Origin of the sequence: Cellulomonas humilata (assembly GCF_030814415.1) — a bacterium.
In the GTDB taxonomy this organism is placed as follows: domain Bacteria; phylum Actinomycetota; class Actinomycetes; order Actinomycetales; family Cellulomonadaceae; genus Cellulomonas; species Cellulomonas humilata_A.
On the sequence record NZ_JAUSVB010000005.1, the window covers coordinates 257,721 to 275,862 of the forward strand.

The window sequence follows — 18,142 nt, forward strand, 5'->3', positions numbered from 1 at the left end:
CGGTCCGAACGGCCTCCGGCGGCGAGCAGCACGTCGAGCAGCGCGCCGGGTTCCACCACGCGCCCATCCTCGCACCGGGTCCGGGTCGGGCAGGATCGGGTGCATGGCGGACCGGATCGACCTGAACTGCGACCTCGGCGAGGAGTTCGACGCCTGGGAGCCGGGCGTCGACGGCCTCGACACGCTGCTGCTCGACGTCGTGACCAGCGCCAACGTCGCCTGCGGGTTCCACGCGGGCGACGAGCGCACCATGGCCGCCGTGTGCCGGGCGGCCGCGCGACGCGGGGTGGCCGTCGGCGCGCACGTGTCCTATCTCGACCGCGAGAACTTCGGCCGCCGCTTCGTCGACGTCCCCGCCGACGTGCTGCAGGCGCAGGTGACCCAGCAGATCGACCTGCTGCAGGGGATCGCTCTCGGCGCGGGTACGCGGGTGGCCTACGTGAAGCCGCACGGGGCGCTCTACAACGCGGTCGTCCACCACGAGCAGCACGCGCGGGCCGTCGTCGCCGCGATCACGGACCTGCCGGTGCTGGGGCTGCCCGGATCCGCCGTGCTGGCCGCGGCGAGCGCCCGTGGGCTGCGTGCGGTGCCGGAGGCGTTCGCCGACCGCGGCTACCGAGCCGACGGGACGTTGGTGCCGCGATCGGAGCCCGGGGCACTCGTGACGGACGCGGACGAGGTGGCTGCCCGGGTGCTGCGTCTGGCGACGGACGGGGTGGTCGTCGCCGTCGACGGCACGGAGGTCACCGTGGCGGCCGAGTCGGTGTGCGTGCACTCGGACACCCCCGGGGCCGCGGGGCTGGCGCGCACGGTCCGGACCGCGCTCGTCGAGAACGGCGTGGCGATCCTGCCCTTCGTCGCCTGACGGCCGCGCCTGTCGGGCCGGACGGCCGGCCAGCCCGATCATGGCCCCAACGAAACGGTGCGCTCGTCCGTCATGGTCGATGTCGGGCCCATCGGCCGGCACGGACCGAGCAGCGAGGCGGGCACGCGAGGTGGACTGGCAAGACGTGCTGGACACGCTCGTTCGTGACCGCGGACCCGCGCTGCTCCGCTACGGGTACCTGCTCACCGGTGACCCCGGCGACGCCCAGGAGCTGGTGCAGGACGCGCTGGTCTCGGTGCTCGCGCGCAAGGCGAGGCTCCGCGAGCCGGCCGCGGTCGAGGGGTACGTCCGCCAGACCATGCTGTCGTCCTACATCGACGGGTACCGCCGCCGCCGACGGTGGCTGGGGCTGCGGCACCTGGTGGCGTCCCCGGAGGTCAGCGACGACCATCGGCACGGCGTGGACGCCCGGCGTGACGTCGTGGCCGCGCTCGCGGTGCTCGCGCCGCGGGTGCGCGCGTGCGTGGTCCTGCGGTACTTCGAGGACCTCACGGTCGCGGAGATCGCGGACCGGCTGCAGCTGTCCGACGGCACCGTGAAGCGGTACCTCAGCGACGGGGTGCACGGGCTGGAGCGGGTGCTCGGTCCCGTCGAGCCCGCAGCGCCGACCGAGTCCCACCTGATCACCACCAGGAGCACACGATGAGCCTCGACCTGTATGCGGCGTTGCGGGATGCCGCCGAGCACGCCCCGGTCGGCACGCTCGAGCCGACGGCCCTCGGCCGTCGGATCCGTCGTCGTCGGGCGACGCAGACCGCGGTCCGGTCGGCCGGCGGCGTCGGGCTGGCCGGCGTGATCGCCCTGACCGCGACACAGACCCCCGGGCTGCTGGGCCGGTTCCCGTGGAGCGCGGCCGGGGGCACGGTGACGGGGCTTCCCGCCGACGAGGTGGCAAGCGAGCTGCCCGCCGCGGACCCAGCGGCGGCGGCGGGTGCGTGCGGATGGATCGTGGAACCGCCCGCCGATGCACCGGAGATCGAGCTCGGCGTCTCGCTCGACACGTACCAGCAGCGGAGCTACCTGGCGCTGCCGGTGTCGCTGACCGTGCACGTGCCGGACGGCGTCACCCTGCAGGACCCGGTCGACGTGGTGGTGGCGAAGGACGGCGTGGTCGTCGCGAGGGCCTATGAGGGCCACGACCTCGCCGTGGCCGACGACCCGGGGCCGCACTCGATGGGCAGCTGGAGCGAGATGGCGCTCACCACCTGTGGCGGGCCCGACGCGACCAAGGCGCTGCCCGACGGGAAGTACACGATGTACGGGGTGCTCCCAGGCGCCGACGGGCCGGAACCGGCCGCGCTCAGTCCTGGTCAGCCGCTCGTCGTCGCGGGCAACGCGCGTGAGTCCTGGTGCGGTGCAGGCACCTCCGTGATCCCCCGGGGTGACGACCGGGTGCAGCTCGACGTGAGCGTGCTCGATGACGTGAGCATGAGCCTCTGGCTCGTCTGGAAGGGCGACGCCGAGGCGTCGATGGTCAGCGAGCGGACGCTCCTCGTGGACGACGAGACAGGTCGGATCGTCGGCGACTCGGACACCTGGGACTCGGCACTGGGCCGCACGACGGCCGACCTCGACCCCAGCTCCCCGCTGGCTCTCACCCCGACGATCAGGACGACCTCGTGCGTGGACGACGCGCCGCTGCCGGCGGGGACCTACCGGGTGTACAGCGTGGTGACCGTGGCACCCACGTGGAGCGACGCCGGCGAGGGACTGTCGACCAACGCGACGGGCGTCGCGGAGGCGACCGGGACGGTCACCGTGCCGTAGGTCCGGCAAGATCGGCCCATGACCGACGCACGCGCGCCGCGGGTGGTGCCCTACGGGGACGACGCCGTCCTCGTGGAGCTCCCCGGGCTCGCCGAGGTCCGGGCGCTCGACGACGCGGTGCGTGCGGCGCGCGCGACGGACCCGGACGCGGCAGGCATCGTCGACCAGGTCCCGGCCGCGCGCACGCTGCTCCTGCGGGTGCGGGAGGACGCCGACCCCGGTGCGCTGCCGGTGGAGCGCTGGTGGGCCGCACGGTCGTCCCGAGCTGCCGAGGCGGACGCCCGCGACGTCACGATCACGGTCGACTACGACGGTCCCGACCTCGCCGACGTCGCCCGGCTGACGGGACTCACTGTCGACGAGGTCGTCGCGCGGCACACGGGCGCGCAGTACACGGTGGCGTTCGGTGGCTTCATGGCCGGCTTCGCGTACCTGGTCGGTCTGGACCCGGCGCTGCGGGTGCCGCGGCTCGACAGCCCGCGCGAGCGCGTCCCCGCGGGGTCGGTGGCGATCGCCGACGAGTTCAGCGCGGTGTACCCGGCCGCGACGCCGGGCGGCTGGCGGCTCCTGGGCCGGTGCGAGCAGACGCTCTTCGACGTGGACCGCGAGCCCCCGGCGCTGCTGCAGCCGGGTACCCGCGTGCGGTTCGTAGCGTCATGACGGGCGGCGCGCTGGAGGTGCTCGAGCCGGGTCTGCTCACGCTCGTCGAGGACCTGGGCAGACCCGGCTGGGCGCACATCGGGGTCGGCCGGTCGGGCGCCGCCGACGCGGGGGCGCTGCGGCTGGCCAACCGGCTGGTCGCCAACGACGAGGGTGCGGCGGGGCTCGAGGTCCTGCTGGGCGGGCTGCGGCTGCGCGCGGTCGGGGACGTGACGGTCGCGCTCGCGGGTGCGCGGGGGCCGACGTGGCTGGACGACCGGCCGGTCGGGCACGAGGCGGTGCTGGAGCTGCGGTCGGGTGCGGAGCTCCGGCTCGGCACCGTGACCTCCGGCCTGCGGACGTACGTCGCCGTGCGGGGCGGGATCGACGTCCCGGCCGTGCTGGGGTCCCGGTCCACGGACCAGCTCGCGGCCCTGGGGCCGGCACCGTTGCGGGCCGGTGACGTCCTGGCGGTGGGCCCCGCACCGGCGGGCTGGCCGGTGGTGGACCTCGCGCCCGTGCCCGACCTGCCGGACCGCGTCGAGCTCCCGGTGGTGCCGGGGCCGCACGCGGACTGGTTCGACGACGTGCTGGCGCGGTTGCAGGCCGGCGAGTGGCACGTGACCCCGGCGACGAACCGCGTGGCGGTCCGGCTCACGGGACCCGTTCTGGCCCGCACCTCGGACGCCACCGGCCGGGAGCTGCCGTCGGAGGGACTCGTGCTCGGCGCCGTGCAGGTGCCTCCCGACGGGCAGCCGGTCGTGTTCGGTGTCGACCACCCGGTCACGGGCGGCTACCCCGTGGTCGCCGTGGTCCGCCGGTACGCGCACGGCCGGCTCGCCCAGGTCAGGCCCGGGGACCGGGTGTCCTTCGTGCACGGCCGCGCGTCTGTTTGAATGCACGGGAGGGAGGGGACCCGATGGACGTGCGTGTGACCAGCCGGGACGTCGGTCCCCGGACCGTCGTGGAGGTGGACGGCGAGATCGACGTGTCGTCGGCCGACGCGCTGCGCGACCAGCTCGCGGAGCTGCTCGACCGGGACCGGACCGATCTGGTCATCGACCTGCGGGCGGTCCGGTTCATGGACTCGACGGGCCTCGGCGTCCTCGTCGGCACCCTGAAGAAGGTCCGGCTGGCGGGTGGTCAGCTCCAGCTCGTGATCGACTCCGAGCGGCTGCTCAAGGTCTTCCGGATCACCGCGCTGCTCCAGGTGTTCACCGTGCACGACACGGTCGAGGCGGCCCTGGACGCCTGATCGGGTGCCCTCGGCGACGGCTCGACAGGGACCGCCGTGGCGGTCGCAACGATCGGCTGACGGGTCAGTTCGGAAGGATCGAATAGGCGACGGTCTGCTCTCCGTCCTCCGACGTCGACGCCGCGACGCCGACCTCCCAGCCCGCCACGGAGAAGGTGATGCCGGGCGGGGGCGCCAGCGCCGGGTAGGTCGACCAGTCGTCGCCGAGCAGCCGGACGGCCTCCTTGGCGGCGTCGTCCCCGTCGACGGCGATCACGACGCTCCACCCTTCGCCGCTCGCCCCACGCATCGGGCTGACCGACACCAGCCGACCGCCGACGAGGGGGACGTCCTCGACGGGGAAGCCCTCGGGGAGGCCGGTCGGTGCCGGGGGCATGTCGAGCAGGGTCAGGGACCAGGGGCCTGCCACGGCGCGGTCGTCGGCCTCCGCATAGCTCACGTAGACCGAGTACTCACCGGCGGGCAACGGCACGCCCCCGGGGTCCCCGTCCGTCGCGCAGGTGATCAGCTCCGTGCTCGTCAGGCCCGAGACCACGGAGCGGTCGGGCGAGGACATCCACGAGTACCGCGGGTCCGGCGACGGGTCGGCGTCGGACGCCACGACGGTGCCGTCGTGGGTGATCAGGATCTGGCTGTCGAGCTCGTCGCCGGTGCCGCTGATCCGCTCCGAGCTCTCCGCGGCCTCGAGCTGCTGGCGCGCGACCTCTACCCCACGGTCCAGTGCGTCGACCTGGCCGGCGGTGAGCGGGACAGCATCCGGCGGATCCTCCATCACGGCCGCGCGACGCTCCTCCGCGGCGGCCAGCGTCTCGGTCGCGCTGCGCACCAGGTCGGCGACCGCGGCGTCCCGAGCACGCGGGGACAGCTCGCGGACGAGGACCGGGTTCATGGCGCGCCCGAGCAGGGTTCCCAGGTGGCTGCCCTGCTGGGGGACGACGGAAGGGTCCTCCTGGTACCAGGAGCCGTCCGTCGACGGCAGCAGACCGACACGACCGGGGTCGGCCATGGGCAGCAGCCCGATGTCCGAGCCGCACGTCCCGGGCGCTGCGTCGGCCCGTGCCTCGGGGAGCACCGACAGGGGCTGCCGCCCTCCGACGTACACGGCGCCGAACGCCACGGCTCCGACGGCCCCGACGGCCACCCCGCCGCGCACCCCCGCGCGCACCGTCCGGCGGCGCCGGATGCGGCCGGTCAGCGTCGCGACGTCGAACGGCGAGTCGTCCGGTCCCGTGTCGACGGCATCGTGCAGGGAACGGGTCAGGTCGGGGCTCATCGGGTCACTCCTGTCGGGACCAGCTGGATGTCGATCGTGTGCGCGTCGGGCAGCGGACCCAGCAGGGTCTCGAGCTGGCCGATCGCGTCGAAGAGGTACCTCTTGACGGTGCCGTCCGAGATCGCGAGCCGGCGGGCGATCTCGGGCACGGTCAGGTCGTCGTAGAACCGGAGCACCACGCAGGCCCGCAGCCGGGGCCGGAGCGTGAGCAGCGCGGTCTGCACGTCGAGCCGTGCCGTGCTGGCGGGCCCGTGGTCGGCGGTGTCGTCGTCCCGGGCCAGCAGGTGGCGGACCGCGGTCCAGCGCGCCTTGCGGCGGTAGGCGTCCAGGAAGATCGTGAGGACCGCCTGCCGCACGTACGACTCCGCCGCGCCCGGGTCGCGGATCGGGCGGCCCTGGCTGAAGCAGCGCACCAGCGCGTCCTGGACCAGGTCCTCGCCCTCGCGCTCGTCGCCGGTCAGCAGCGTCGCGTACCGCACGAGCGCACGCCCCCGCGCCCGGACGAGCTCGTCCAGAACCTGTTCCCAGGTCGTCATGCCACCTCCTCGTGGTGCCGTCATCTTCCTGGACGACTGGGAGGAGCGAACCGTTGGTCAGGTGAGGGTGACAGGGAACGGCGTGCCCAGGGTCACCGAGTAGCCGGCGTCCGGGCCCTGCAGCTCCACGACCTCCGACAGCGTCCGGACGACCGGGGACGTGAAGATCCACGCCGGGTACACCGTGTACTCGCCGGCGGGCAGCGGGTCCCCGGTGCTCAAGGGCGAACCTCCGTCGGTGCGGCACGACGTCAGCACCCGTTCGGCGTCCGCGAAGCCCAGGACCGCACCGGCGCCCAGGTCCATCGAGGAGAACGCGTCGTTGGGCTGCACGGTCGTCCCGACGACCACACCGTCACGCACCACCCAGTACTCGACGGCGTAGTAGCCGAAGGCGCGGAACCGGCCGGGCCCGGTGTACAGCACGGTCGCCGTCGCGTGCAGGGGGGAACCCGCTGCGAGGACCGTCGCTGCCGGGAACACCTGGAGGTCGAGCATCGCCGAGCGGACAGGCGCCACCGGTGCGGGTCCTTCGCACGCCGGGGTCGCCGCGAACGTGGTCCGGTCGAGCGCGACGTCCGACCCCGGCAGCGGAGGTTGCGTCTCGGCCTCGCCGGTGACGGTGATCGTGACAGGCTCGCCGACGGCGGTCGCCCGTGTGCCGCCCAGCGCGGCAGCCTGGTCGAGCGTGCGCGGCTCCTGGAAGAGCTCGGCAGGAGGCTCCTGGAGGTCGTCGTACGTGACGACGCTCGCCCACGGACGCAGCTCGTAGGTGCCGGCCGGCAGCGGCCGGCCGACGGTCGCCGGTCTGCCGTCGCCCGGGTCGCAGACGACGAGCTCGAGGGGGCCACGGAACGAGGTGAGCTCGCCGTCGTTGCCGCTGCGGCCGGCCATCACGTCGTAGGTGGCGGGGTAGAAGCCCGCGGTGCCGACGACGACGCCGTCCTTGAGCACCGCCACGCGAGGCCCGCCGTCGGGCACCGCGGAGGCGAGGAAGCCGCTGTCGGGCGCCCGGTCGATGACGCCGCCGGCCGGCAGCGTCCCGCCCGCGAGGAGCGTGGGCGCGTCCGGCACGACCCAGGCGACCAGCCGGTCGTCGACCGGGTAGGCGGGCGCGGCGTCGACAAGGGCGCCGCAGGTACCGAACGGCAGCGCGGGGTCGCCGGTGGGCAGGACGACGGACGTCGGTGAGGTGACCGTCGGCGTCGGCGTCGGCGTCGGCGTCGACGTGACGGCCGGCGGAGCGGGCGTCGGGTCCGGGAGGAGGGCGAACGCCGTGCCCGCGACGAGGACGACGGCCGCCGCCGCGCCCGCGACCGTCCACGCGGCCCGCGTCCGGCGGTGCCGGCGGGCGAGCGCGGTGATCCGGTCGACGGGCAGGGGTGCCCTGACGGTGCCGTGGTGCAGCTCGACGCGGTCCGCCAGCTCGCCCAGGGCCGACTCGAGGTCGCGGTTCATCGCGAGCCTCCCTTCGTGATCGTCGCGACGTCCTCGGAGGCCAGCCCCGGCTGGGGGCCGAGCAGCGGCTCCAGCTTGTGCCGAGCGTCGGACAGGTAGCGCTTGACCGCTCCCTCGGAGACGCCGAGCCGGAGGCCGATCTCGGGGAGCGTGAGGTCGTCGTAGAACCGGAGCACGACGCAGGCGCGCTCGCGGGGCGAGAGCACGGTGAGAGCGCGGGCGACGTCGGCCCGGTCACCGGCCGCCGTGTTCGGGTCGTCCGTCACGTCGGACGTCGCCAGCAGCGGGGTGACGGCCGCGAGACGCGTCCGGGCCCGGTAACCGTCGAGGTAGGTGTTCAGGATGGTGCGCCGGACGTACGCCTCGACCCAGGTGACCTCCTCGGGCCGGCGTCGCGAGTAGGTCCGGACGAACGCGTCCTGGACCAGGTCCTCGGCCGATGCCATGTCGCCGGCGAGCAAGTACGCGTACGCGACCAGCGCCGACCCGCGCTCGGTGACGAGCCGGTCGAGATCCGACTCCCAGCTCATGCTCGTCCCCCTCGGTCGGTGCAGATGTGCCCTCATCTGTCCAGACGCCTCCCGCCCGCGAACGGTTGGGGTCCCTACGAATCGTCCCGCGGACGACGCTTCGGTTCCCGCTCGCGTCGTGGTGCGATCCACGTCACATCTGCTGGCTAGACTCACCGGGTCGCGCAGCAACGGGGCTGTGGGACGGGCGTGGTCAGGGGGGCCTCGCTGATGTCCGAGGAGGATGCATGGTCGAGCTCGGGTCCACGAGCATCACGATCGTCAGTGTCATCGCGGCCGTTGCGGTCGCGTCCCTGCTCATCGCCGTTGTCCTGCGCCGCCAGGTGCTCGCGGCCGGTGAGGGGACCGAGTCCATGCGCGAGATCGCGCGCGCGGTCCAGGAAGGGGCGTCGGCGTACCTGAGCCGGCAGTTCCGCACCCTGGCCCTCTTCGCGGTCGTCGTCTGTGCCCTGCTGTTCCTGCTGCCCGGCGACGGCGGCGTCAAGCTCGGCCGGTCGGTGTTCTTCCTGGTCGGGGCCGGTTTCTCGGCCGCGATCGGGTACCTGGGCATGTGGCTCGCCACGCGGGCGAACGTCCGGGTCGCGGCTGCCGCGTCGGAGCCAGGTGGGCGTGCAGAGGGCGCGCGCATCGCGTTCCGGACCGGCGGGTTCGTCGGCATGAGCGTCGTGGGCCTCGGCCTGCTCGGCGCCGCGTCGGTCGTCCTGATCTACCGGGCGGAAGCGCCCGCGGTGCTCGAGGGCTTCGGCTTCGGTGCCGCGCTGCTCGCCATGTTCATGCGCGTCGGCGGCGGCATCTTCACCAAGGCGGCCGACGTGGGCGCCGACCTGGTCGGCAAGGTCGAGCAGGGCATCCCGGAGGACGACCCGCGCAACGCGGCCACCATCGCGGACAACGTCGGCGACAACGTGGGCGACTGCGCGGGCATGGCGGCGGACCTCTTCGAGTCCTACGCCGTGACCCTGGTCGCCGCGCTGATCCTGGGCAAGGCGGCGTTCGGCGAGCAGGGGCTCGTGTTCCCGCTCATCGTCACGGCCATGGGTGCCATCGTCGCCGTCCTGGGCGTATTCATCACCCGGGTGCGGGGCGCGGAGAGCGGCCTGGCGGCCATCAACCGGGGCTTCTACATCTCGGCGCTCGTCGGCGTGGCTCTGTCCGCGATCGCGGCGTTCATCTACCTGCCGTCGTCCTTCGCGGACCTCACGGGCGGCACCGCCGGCCTCGAGACGCACGGCGGTGACCCGCGGCTGATCGCCTCGGTCGCCGTGGCCATCGGCGTCGTGCTGGCGGGCATCATCCTCTGGGTGACCGGGTACTTCACGGGCACGACGAGCAAGCCGACGCTCCACGTGGCACGCACCACCCTGACCGGCGCGGCCACCGTGGTCCTGTCCGGCATCGGGGTCGGCCTGGAGTCCGCCGTCTACACCGCCGGCATCATCGCGGCGGCCATCTGCGGCGTGTTCCTGCTTGCCGGTGGCTCGGTGGCGCTCTCGCTGTTCCTCATCGCGCTCGCCGGCTGCGGCCTGCTGACCACGGTCGGCGTCATCGTCGCCATGGACACGTTCGGCCCGGTGAGCGACAACGCGCAGGGCATCGCGGAGATGTCCGGCGACGTCACGCCCGAGGGCGCGCAGATCCTCACGGACCTCGACGCCGTGGGCAACACGACGAAGGCCGTGACCAAGGGCATCGCGATCGCGACGGCAGTGCTGGCCGCGACCGCGCTGTTCGGGTCGTACGCCGACGCGGTGGCGTCCGCGCTGCGCACGGCGGGCGAGGTGGGCGACGAGCTCACCGCGTCGATGCTGAACTACAGCATCATCAGCCCGGTCACCCTGGTCGGTGTGATCCTCGGTGGGGCGACGGTGTTCCTGTTCTCGGGCCTGGCCATCGACGCGGTGACCCGGGCAGCCGGAGCCATCGTCTTCGAGGTCCGTCGCCAGTTCCGCGAGAACCCCGGGATCATGACCTACGAGGTGCGGCCGGAGTACGGCAAGGTCGTCGACATCTGCACCCGCGACTCCCTGCGGGAGCTGGCGACGCCGGGTCTGCTCGCGGCGTTCGCACCGATCGCCGTCGGGTTCGGCCTGGGCGTCGGCCCGCTGGCCGGGTTCCTCGGTGGGGCCATCGCGACCGGCGTGCTGATGGCGGTCTTCCTGGCCAACTCGGGCGGTGCCTGGGACAACGCGAAGAAGATCGTCGAGGACGGCAACTTCGGCGGCAAGGGCTCCGACGCCCACGCCGCGGCGGTCATCGGCGACACCGTCGGCGACCCGTTCAAGGACACCGCCGGTCCCGCGATCAACCCGCTGATCAAGGTCATGAACCTCGTGGCCCTGCTCATCGCACCGGCGGTCGTCGCCATCTCGGTGGGCGACGACGCCAACCAGACGGTCCGGCTGTCGATCGCCGTCGTCGCCGCGCTCGTCGCGGCCGGCGCGGTCGTGGCGTCCCGGCTCCGGGCGGCGCGCGACGACAAGCACGACCTGACGCGCGAGGCCGAGAAGGCGCTCGCCTGACGGGCAGTCGACCGCTCCCTCGTCCTCAGGACGGGGGAGCGGTCGACTCCCGGATCATCAGCTCGGGTGTGACCGTCACGCGGTGCACGGCCCGGGCCGGATCGCCCAGCCGGCCCACCAGCAGCTCGACCGCGGTCCGGCCGATCGAGCGTCGCGGCGGGCGGACGGCCGTCAGTGGCGGGTTGGCCAGCCCGGCGACCTCGTCGTCGTACGCGACCACGGACAGCTGCCCCGGTACGCGGATGCCCCGCTCCTCGCAGCGCTCCACCAGCGAGATCGCCTCCGGGTCGGAGTGCACCAGCAGCGCGGTCGTCCCGGCCGCGAGGCACGCGTCGAGGATGCGGTCGACCTCCGCGCGCCACTGCGGGTCGCGGTAGTTCACCATCGCCAGGTCGGGTGCGGCGTCCAGCCCGAGCTCCTCGCACGCGCCCAGCCAGCCGGTGCGGACCTTCGGTGCAGTGGGGCTGGCCTGGGAGTACGCCAGCCCGATGCGGTGGTGGCCCAGCGACGCCAGGTGGTGCACGGCGATGCTCGCGCCGAGGGCGTGGTCGGACACCACGGACTCCATCGGTGCGTTGTGCGGCGGGATCGTCGCGGTCCGCTCCAGCAGGACCACGGGGATGTCGAGGCCGGCCAACCGGGCCAGCAGGGCGTCGCCGCCGGGCCCGGACAGGTTGGGCGCGATGAGCAGGCCGTCGACGCCGACCGTCTCGACGAGCCCGGTGACCTGCCGCTCGTCGTCCTCCACCTGGTACGACGAGCCGCGCAGCACCAGCCGGACCCCCAGGCGCGCGGCCGCCTCGCGGGCGCCCTGGAGCACGCCGGGGTAGTAGTAGTCGAGCGACGGGACGACCATGCCGAGCGTCGCGACGACCGGGGCCTCGTCGCCGTCCGGTGCGGCCAGCAGCGTCGCGCCACCGTGCACCCGGCGGACCAGGCCCTCGTTCGCCAGCTGCGTGATGTCGCGGCGGACGGTCACGGGGGTGACGCCGAGCGCAGAGGCGATGTCGCTGACGCGGACCGTGCCCTCGCGGCGCAGGACGTCGAGCAGCTGGTCGCGGCGGGTCACCGGCAGGGACGTCATCGGTCCACCTCGACCGTCACGGCCAGGGAGCCGTGCCCGGCCGAGTCGTCGACCGCCAGCTCCAGGCGCGTGAGGTGGTCGCCCCACACGTCGGAGAGCATCGGGTCGTCCAGGGGTCGGACGGTCAGCGACGAGGTCACGGTGGCAGGGTCCCAGGTCAGGCGGGTCGGGCGCGCGCCATCGAGCGGGTGGATCGTGACGAGTCCCGGTTCCATGATCTCCACGGACCCCGCGAGCATCCAGTGCACGACCGTGCCGGTCCCGTCCGGGCTCACCTCCCAGTCGTCCGCCACGAGCACCCGCGACGCCCCTCGATCGAGGGTGACCGTGCGGGTCCAGCGGGTCAGGTTCGTGGTCGGGTAGGCCGCCGTGAGGTCGAGCTGCAGCCGGTCCCCGTCGGCCGACGCCTGGGTAGCCCGGAACTCCCGGCCATCGCACTGGGGGGTGCCGCGGACCTCGGGCACGGAGTGCCACGAGCTCTGCATCGTCCAGATCTCGTACCGGTCGGGGCCGAACGTCTGCGCGGTGTAGGTGGGGCGACCCGGGTCGACGACCACCGGCACTCCGTCGACCGCAACGACGACCGAGCCGAGGTCGTTGTGGTTGTGCGACTCGGCGTTGTGCCCGCCCTTGAGCGCGACGGCCAGCCCCCGCGACGACCCGGCGGTCTCGCGCAGCAGGCCCACCTCCGTGCTCGGGAACCACACGTGCGCGGGGAGCGGGGACGGCGGAGTGGTCGCCGGCCACCCGGTGTAGACCAGCGCCTCCAGCGTGCGGCCGATGCCGCCACGCTCGGGCAGGGCCGCGTGCGCGTGCTCCGCGGCGGCGTGCTCGGCGGCCGCCACCGAGCCGGTGCGCAGCGCCCAGGAGTGCAGGACGTGCCACGGGAGGTCGGCCGGGGGAGCCGCGGTGCCGTCACCGACGCCGAGGTACCAGGGGCCGCCGAGCTGCATCGTGTGCGGGTAGTCGACCATCGCCCGCACGATCGGCCAGGTCGAGGCGTCCTCGCCGGTCGCGTGCTCCAGCAGGGTGAGGGCCTCGAGCGCGCGGCAGGCGCCCTGCCACCAGTAGGAGTAGCCCTCGTCGATCGCGCCGTCGGCCGGCAGGGACGCCAGGTAGTCGCCGAGGCCGGTGGCCACCCGCGCCACGACCGCGTCGCGCTCCGGCGGCTCCAGGAGCACCAGGGCTGCGGTCAGCACGTTCGTGTGGATCCACGCGGTCCAGTTGCTCAGCGGCGGCTGGAGCCAGCCCCAGTCGTCGCGGGCGACGAACGGGTCGAGCACGCGCGTGCGCACCTCGTGCCGGATGCGCTGCCGCAGACCGGGGACGCGCGCGTCGAGCTGCTCGCCGAGCACGTGGTCGATCCAGGCCAGCCGTGCGGCCACCTCGCCGGCGCCGAGATCGAGCACGGGCTCGGTCATCACCGGGACGACCGTGCCCAGGGCGGCCGCTGCGACGTCGTGCGCGGGCCAGCACCAGGTGCTCTGCTCGCACAGCAGGGTCGCGCCGTCGGCGACCTCGTCGACCCACGCCGGGTCGTCCGTGACGAGCGCCGCGACCACCGCCCGGGTCAGCCGGTCCTCGCGCTCGAACACGCGGGTCTCGTACTGGACCCGGTCGCCGTCGCGGCGGTAGCGCGCGTACTGGCCGGCCAGGGGCTGCGGCCAGGGTGTGCCGAGCTCGGCCTGAGCGCGCGCGAGGAGGCCACGGTTGTCGACGGAGGCCCAGAGGGCGCGGTCTGTCGGCAGAGGAAGCCCTCCACGCACAGCTGTCGTCATGACTCCTCGATCCGGATCGGCGATGATCGAAAATGATCGTACCTCATCGGGGAAGCGCTTGACGAAGATCGTTTGTGTGCGTTTAACTCCTCCTCGCCGGGTCGAACCGATCAAAGACGACATCGACCCGCGACGCCACTTCGATGAGGAAGGACGACGCGTGACGCACCCCAGCACCCCCGCAGCCGCGCGGCCCCACGTCCTGCTGCTCATGAGCGAGGGCACCTTCGACCTCCAGTTCCACGCGGAGCAGGTCGACCGACTGCGCGAGCTGGCCGAGGTCGGGGAGCCCCTGCGGCTCGACGACCTGGACGGTGTCGACGGTCGCGCGCAGCTGGCCGAGGCCGACGTGATCGTCACCTCGTGGGGCGCACCGCCGATCACCCCGGCACACCTCGCCGCCGCGCCCCGGCTGCGGGCCATCCTGCACGCCGCCGGCACCGTCCGCGGCCTGGTGCCGGACGAGGCGTGGGCGCGGGGGATCGTCGTGACCTCCGCCGCCGACGAGAACGCGCGGCCGGTAGCCGAGTACACGCTCGCCGCGATCATCCTGGCGGGCAAGCGTGCACCGTTCCTCGCCGCCGAGGCTCGCACCCGTCGCGACCGCTGGTCGTTCGCCGACGAGCGCGGCGACCTCAGCAACCGGGGCCGGACCATCGGCATCGTCGGCTGGTCCCGGATCGGGCGCCGCACGGTCGAGCTGCTCGACGTCCTGGAGACCGACGGCGTCCTGGTCGCCGACCCGACGATCACCGCGGACGACCTGGTCGGCACCGGCGCGGAGCTGGTGGACCTGCCCGAGCTCCTGCGCCGCAGCGACATCGTCAGCCTGCACGCCCCCGCACTGCCGGAGACGCGCCACCTCATCGGGGCCGAGGAGCTCGCGCTCATGCCCGACGGAGCGACGCTGATCAACACCGCCCGCGGCGTGCTCGTCGACACGGTGGCCCTGGAGCGCGAGGCCTCCAGCGGGCGTCTGTCGGCCGTCCTCGACGTCACCGACCCCGAGCCGCTGCCGGCCACGTCGGTCCTCTACGACCTGCCCAACGTCATGCTCACCCCCCACATCGCGGGGTCGCTGGGCTCGGAGGCGCGACGCATGAGCGACCACACGCTCGACGAGCTGGAGCGGCTGATCCTCGGGCGGCCCGTCCTGGCACCCGTCACGCGCGAGCACCTGGTGGTGGGCGCATGACGGCGGCGCGCGAGATCCGCACCCGGGAGCAGTGGGCGGCACTGGCCGACGAGATGCTGCTCGCGGTGCGCCCTTACGCCTCGCCGCACCACGCCCTGATCACCCTGCCTGGGGCGCCGGGCGGGTACGGCACGGCGGTCGACGGGCTCGAGGGCTTCGCGCGGACGTTCCTGCTGGCCGGGTTCCGGCTCGCGGGCGAGCGCGGCGCCGACCCGTTGAACCTCGCGGAGCTCTACGCGGCCGGCTTGGCGGCGGGGACCGACCCGTCGTCGCCGGAGCGCTGGGTGCGGCCGGAGGAGCACGGCCAGGCGAAGGTCGAGGCCGCGTCGCTGGCGCTCATCCTCGACCTGACGCGTCCGTGGCTCTGGGACGGCCTCGACGCCGGGGTGCAGGAGCGCGTCGTCGACTACCTGTCGTCCGTCGTCGGGGATCGTGGCTACCCGCGCAACAACTGGCTGTGGTTCCGGATCGTCGTCGAGACGTTCCTGAGGTCGGTCGGCGGACCGTGGTCTGCCGAGGACCTCGAGGAGGACCTCGCGCTGCACGAGTCGTTCGCGCGCGCCGACGGCTGGTTCTCCGACGGCGACCAGCGCTCCTACGACCACTACGTCGGCTGGGCGATGCACCTGTACCCGGTGCTGTGGGCGCGGATGCAGGGGGCGTCGGTCGAGCCCGACCGGCAGGCCCGGGACGTCGCCCGCCTCGACCGGTACCTGCAGGACGCCATCCGCCTGGTCGGCGCCGACGGCAGCCCCCTGATCCAGGGCCGCAGCCTCACGTACCGGTTCGCCGCCGCCGCGCCCTACTGGGCGGGCGCGATCGCGGAGGTGCCCAGCACGTCGCCCGGGCAGCTGCGCCGGGCCGCGTCGAGCATCGTCACGCACTTCGTGCAGCACGGCGCCCCCGACGAGGACGGTCTGCTGACCCTCGGCTGGCACGGTCCGTGGCGGCCGCTCGCCCAGAGCTACTCCGGCACCGGCTCCCCGTACTGGGCGGTGAAGGGGATGCTCGGGCTCGCGCTGCCGGCCGACCACCCCGTGTGGACCGCCGCCGAGGAGCCGCTGCCGCTGGAGGTGGCGGACGACCTCGTCGCCGTCGCGGCGCCCGGCTGGATCGTCAGCGGGACGCACGACGACGGCATCGTGCGGGTTGTCAACCACGGCACCGACCACGCGCTCGAGGGCTCGCTCGGCGGCGACTCGCCGCTCTACGCCCGGCTCGGGTACTCCACCGCGACGGCGCCGCTGCTCGACGACGAGGCGTGGGCCGAGCCGTTCGACCAGGCGGTCGTGCTCGTCGACGCCGACGGGCGTTCCACCCACCGCTCGGGGATGACCCTGCTGGGGTGCGCGGTCGTCGACGGCATCGGCGTCGCCTCGTCGCGGAGCGTCGCGCATCGCGTCGAGGTCGATCCGTCGGTGCAGACGCACGGGTCCGGCCTCGTCGGCGCCTCCGTCGTCGTCGGCACCCTCACCGTCGTGTCCGTCGTGCGCGGAGCGTGGGAGCTCCGGGCCGTGCGCGTCGACGACGCCGACCCGGGTCTCACGCTCCGCACCGCGGGCTGGCCCGTGTCCGGCGAGCCGGCATTCCTGGCGCACGGCGTGCGCAGCGACGGGCTGACGTCGTTGCTCGTGGCCGAGGGGCTCGACACCGAGGTCCGGCTGGACAAGGACGCCAGCCCGCTCGGCACCTGGACCGCGACCCCGTGGGTCTCCACCCCGGTGGTCGCCGGCAGCTGGTGGGTCACCGCCGTCTGCCTCGCGCAGCACCCGAACGACCCCCCGACCGCTGCCGTCACCGAGCAGCTGACCGTCACCTGGCCCGACGGCCTCGTGACCACGACCCACCTGCCCCACCAGCAGTAGCACGCGGGCGACGGCGCCCGGCGTGATGACGACCCAAGAGGAGAGCACCATGAACAGGAAGGCCCTGGCCGCCATCGGCGCCGCCGCGGCTCTCTCGCTGACGCTCGCCGCGTGCGGCAGCAGCAGCGGGGACGCTCCGGAGGACGAGGCCACCGAGTCCGGACCGGTCGAGCTGTCGGTCGCCGTCTGGAGCATGGACCAGACGCCCGAGTTCCAGGCCCTCTTCGACGCGTTCGAGACGGCCCACCCGGACATCACCATCAAGCCCGTCGACATCCTCGCGGACGACTACCCCGAGAAGGTCACCACGATGCTGGCCGGTGGCGACACCACCGACGTCCTGACCATGAAGACCCTCACGGACTACTCGCGCTACGCCGGTCGCGGCCAGCTCGAGGACGTCACCGACCTGGTCACCGACTACCCGGACGGCAAGCTCGCCGGCACCGACGGCTACGACGTGGACGGGAAGTACTTCGCGGTCCCGTACCGGCAGGACTTCTGGGTCCTCTACTACAACAAGGCCCTGTTCGACGCGGCCGGCCTCGACTACCCCGACCACGTCACGTGGGACGAGTACGCCGACCTCGCGCAGAAGCTCACGGGCACCGACGCGGCCGGGCAGAAGGTCTACGGCACGTACAACCACATCTGGCGCTCGGTCACGCAGGCCGCGGCGCAGGCGCAGAACGAGGGCGCCGACCTGCTCAGCGGGGACTACGGGTTCCTCAAGGACCAGTACGACCTCAACGTCGGCCTCCAGAAGGACGGCTACGCGCTCGACTACTCGACGGCCAAGACCCAGCAGGTCAGCTACCGGACGATGTTCGAGACGCAGGCCACCGCGATGATGCCGATGGGCACCTGGTACATCTCCGGGATCCTGCAGGCGAAGAAGGACGCCAAGTCCACGGTCGACTGGGGCATCGCGCCGATGCCGCAGATCGACGACGTCGACCAGACCACGACGTTCGGCGGACCGACCGCGTTCGCGGTGAACAAGGCGTCGAAGCACAAGGACGCCGCCAAGACGTTCTTGGCGTTCGCCGCGTCGCTCGAGGGTGCCAAGGCGATCTCCGCGATCGGCGTGGTCCCCGCCCTGCAGAGTGACGAGGTCACCACCGCGTACTTCGCGCTCGAGGGCATGCCCACGGACGAGCTGTCCAAGGAGGCGTTCGCGCCCGACGACGTGGCCCTCGAGATCGCCCCGTCGGACATCACGGCCGACGTCGACGTGATCCTCAACGAGGAGCACGACCTGATCATGGTCGGCGAGAAGACGGTCGACCAGGGCATCGCCGACATGGAGAGCCGGGTCAAGCAGGACGTCCTCGACTAGCAGTCGTTTCGCGCGGGC

16 protein-coding genes are annotated in these 18,142 nt (G+C 73.4%); 10 read left to right on the forward strand and 6 right to left on the reverse strand.

Annotated features, from left to right (window positions below):
- The first annotated feature begins 103 nt into the window (after positions 1-103).
- The 6 genes from J2X26_RS17500 to J2X26_RS17525 all read left to right on the forward strand — a co-directional run bounded on the left by J2X26_RS17500 (position 104) and on the right by J2X26_RS17525 (position 4,547).
- Positions 104-865, forward strand: a complete 762-nt coding sequence (locus J2X26_RS17500; protein WP_307493984.1) for a LamB/YcsF family protein — start codon at positions 104-106, stop codon at positions 863-865.
- A gap of 145 nt (positions 866-1,010) precedes the next feature.
- On the forward strand, positions 1,011-1,532 hold the full coding sequence (locus J2X26_RS17505; RefSeq protein ID WP_307493985.1) for a sigma-70 family RNA polymerase sigma factor: 522 nt from the start codon (positions 1,011-1,013) through the stop codon (positions 1,530-1,532).
- On the forward strand, positions 1,529-2,653 hold the full coding sequence (locus J2X26_RS17510) for a hypothetical protein (RefSeq protein ID WP_307493986.1): 1,125 nt from the start codon (positions 1,529-1,531) through the stop codon (positions 2,651-2,653). The genes J2X26_RS17505 and J2X26_RS17510 overlap by 4 nt, the downstream gene beginning before the upstream one ends.
- 18 nt (positions 2,654-2,671) lie before the next feature.
- A complete protein-coding gene (locus tag J2X26_RS17515; protein ID WP_307493987.1) occupies positions 2,672-3,313 on the forward strand; it encodes a 5-oxoprolinase subunit B family protein in 642 nt (213 codons plus the stop codon).
- A complete protein-coding gene (locus J2X26_RS17520) occupies positions 3,310-4,188 on the forward strand; it encodes a biotin-dependent carboxyltransferase family protein (protein ID WP_307493988.1) in 879 nt (292 codons plus the stop codon). The genes J2X26_RS17515 and J2X26_RS17520 overlap by 4 nt, the downstream gene beginning before the upstream one ends.
- A gap of 23 nt (positions 4,189-4,211) precedes the next feature.
- Complete coding sequence (locus J2X26_RS17525; RefSeq protein WP_307493989.1) at positions 4,212-4,547, forward strand: STAS domain-containing protein; 336 nt, start codon at positions 4,212-4,214, stop codon at positions 4,545-4,547.
- A 64-nt stretch (positions 4,548-4,611) separates the two neighbouring features.
- On the opposite strand, the gene J2X26_RS17530 is transcribed toward J2X26_RS17525, so the two are convergent.
- Genes J2X26_RS17530 through J2X26_RS17545 form a run of 4 tightly spaced genes read right to left on the reverse strand, consistent with a single transcriptional unit; the run spans position 4,612 to position 8,344 of the window.
- Positions 4,612-5,820 (reverse strand): hypothetical protein, encoded by a 1,209-nt coding sequence (locus J2X26_RS17530; RefSeq protein ID WP_307493990.1) that lies wholly within the window; start codon positions 5,818-5,820, stop codon positions 4,612-4,614.
- Positions 5,817-6,356, reverse strand: coding sequence for a sigma-70 family RNA polymerase sigma factor (locus tag J2X26_RS17535; RefSeq protein WP_307493991.1), 540 nt, complete (start codon positions 6,354-6,356; stop codon positions 5,817-5,819). Before J2X26_RS17535 ends, J2X26_RS17530 begins: the two co-directional genes overlap by 4 nt.
- Before the next feature lie 57 nt (positions 6,357-6,413).
- Positions 6,414-7,814 (reverse strand): hypothetical protein, encoded by a 1,401-nt coding sequence (locus J2X26_RS17540; RefSeq protein ID WP_307493992.1) that lies wholly within the window; start codon positions 7,812-7,814, stop codon positions 6,414-6,416.
- A complete protein-coding gene (locus J2X26_RS17545; RefSeq protein ID WP_307493993.1) occupies positions 7,811-8,344 on the reverse strand; it encodes a sigma-70 family RNA polymerase sigma factor in 534 nt (177 codons plus the stop codon). The genes J2X26_RS17540 and J2X26_RS17545 overlap by 4 nt, the downstream gene beginning before the upstream one ends.
- Before the next feature lie 227 nt (positions 8,345-8,571).
- On the opposite strand from J2X26_RS17545, the gene J2X26_RS17550 reads away from it, so the two are divergent.
- A complete protein-coding gene (locus J2X26_RS17550) occupies positions 8,572-10,863 on the forward strand; it encodes a sodium-translocating pyrophosphatase (RefSeq protein ID WP_307493994.1) in 2,292 nt (763 codons plus the stop codon).
- 25 nt (positions 10,864-10,888) lie between these two features.
- Here J2X26_RS17550 and J2X26_RS17555 read toward each other — a convergent pair whose 3' ends face one another.
- Together J2X26_RS17555 and J2X26_RS17560 are read right to left on the reverse strand one after the other, a co-directional pair.
- On the reverse strand, positions 10,889-11,947 hold the full coding sequence (locus tag J2X26_RS17555) for a substrate-binding domain-containing protein (protein WP_307493995.1): 1,059 nt from the start codon (positions 11,945-11,947) through the stop codon (positions 10,889-10,891).
- Positions 11,944-13,725, reverse strand: coding sequence for a heparinase II/III domain-containing protein (locus J2X26_RS17560; protein WP_307493996.1), 1,782 nt, complete (start codon positions 13,723-13,725; stop codon positions 11,944-11,946). The genes J2X26_RS17555 and J2X26_RS17560 overlap by 4 nt, the downstream gene beginning before the upstream one ends.
- Before the next feature lie 160 nt (positions 13,726-13,885).
- Between J2X26_RS17560 and J2X26_RS17565 the strand changes: the two genes are divergently transcribed.
- From J2X26_RS17565 to J2X26_RS17575, 3 genes are read left to right on the forward strand one after another with little or no spacing between them, the layout of a single operon-like run.
- Positions 13,886-14,920: a hydroxyacid dehydrogenase gene (locus tag J2X26_RS17565; RefSeq protein ID WP_307493997.1), complete on the forward strand. Its 1,035-nt coding sequence runs from the start codon at positions 13,886-13,888 to the stop codon at positions 14,918-14,920.
- Complete coding sequence (locus J2X26_RS17570) at positions 14,917-16,785, forward strand: DUF2264 domain-containing protein (RefSeq protein ID WP_307493998.1); 1,869 nt, start codon at positions 14,917-14,919, stop codon at positions 16,783-16,785. Before J2X26_RS17565 ends, J2X26_RS17570 begins: the two co-directional genes overlap by 4 nt.
- Positions 16,786-16,834: 49 nt before the next feature.
- Positions 16,835-18,124, forward strand: coding sequence for an ABC transporter substrate-binding protein (locus J2X26_RS17575; protein WP_307493999.1), 1,290 nt, complete (start codon positions 16,835-16,837; stop codon positions 18,122-18,124).
- The last annotated feature ends 18 nt before the right edge of the window (positions 18,125-18,142 follow it).